General features: G+C 44.5%; 1 protein-coding gene. It reads left to right on the top strand.

All coding sequences use genetic code 11. The features are described from left to right. Positions 1–130: 130 nt before the first annotated feature. On the top strand, positions 131–1,217 hold a 1,087-nt coding region (locus ACK4TH_RS11950), incomplete at its 3' end, for an IS1380 family transposase (protein ID WP_409626754.1).

Raw genomic sequence — 1,217 nt, 5'->3', positions numbered from 1 at the left:
AAGTGACCGAAGCGACACTGACCTATGTGGCCATCGACGAGCAGGGCCGCCCGCGCCCGGTGCCCCGTCCGGCGTCGACCTAAGCGCCCCCGAGGGGCCGCGCCACAGCCGCTGTGGGCGCCGCCGAAAAATGCAGAAAAAAACCGCCGGAGTTGAACCACGGCGGCCAAAGTCCATCACAGGACGTCGTTGGGATTCGAAGGACGATCGCAGATGGGCAACCCGCCCACGCACCTGGCGCGCGGCGGGGTGGTCTTTACCTGTGTCACTTTCCAATAATTCTTATAAAAAAGAAGTTTTGCTTGAATCTTTTATTACGAGTATTTGGTGTGGCGCCAATCGTTTTTTGCACACAGAAATTACCCGTGCAGATAAGGCTCTTGGGGAAATATTTGGCTGGCGAAAGACCCCTGCTCAGGACGCATATAAACGCTATTTTGGCAAGTTTACACAACACATCAACCAGCAAGTTGGGCATCATTTTTTCAGTTGGTTTTTTCAGAATTTGAACCTCAATTATTTTACGTTAGACATTGATTCATCTGTAATTACTCGATACGGAGAGCAAGAGGGAGCAAAAAAAGGCTACAATCCTAAGAAAAAAGGAAGAAACAGCCATCATCCTATCATTGCATTTGTGAACGATGTAAAGATGGTCGCTAATTTTTGGCTCAGGAGCGGCAATGCTTCTTCGGCAAATAATTTTGTAGGATTTTTAGAAGAAACACTCTTAAATTTTGGGGATAAGAAAGTAGGATTAGTTCGTTTGGATAGTGGTTTTTTCCAGAAAGACATTATGGATTATCTTGAATTAAAAACACTCCAATACATCATCGCTGCAAAATTTACTCACCCCATTCAACACTTGATAGACCAGCAAGATTTTTGGATAAAAGTTGATGAGGGCATCGAAATTTGCGACAAATATTATCAAGCAAAAAACTGGGAAAAGCCAAGAAGGATAGTTATTGTAAGGCAAAAAATAGCACAACGGCCGAATGCGGCAGGCCGAATATTAAGCCTGTTTCCGGAAGATGAAATCCATAGAAATTATCGCTATTCAGCCTATATTACCAACCAAGAACAATCGGCAACAGATGTTTGGAGAACGTACCGAAACAGAGGCGATGCAGAGAATCGAATCAAGGAATTAAAGGCAGATTTTGGAGCCGAAAGTTTTAACCTGAAAGGCTTTTTCCCTACAGAAGCTGCACTTA

The sequence above is a fragment of the Tepidimonas sp. genome (assembly GCF_046292505.1).
GTDB lineage: Bacteria > Pseudomonadota > Gammaproteobacteria > Burkholderiales > Burkholderiaceae_C > Tepidimonas.
This window is presented reverse-complemented; position numbering and strand designations above follow the sequence as displayed.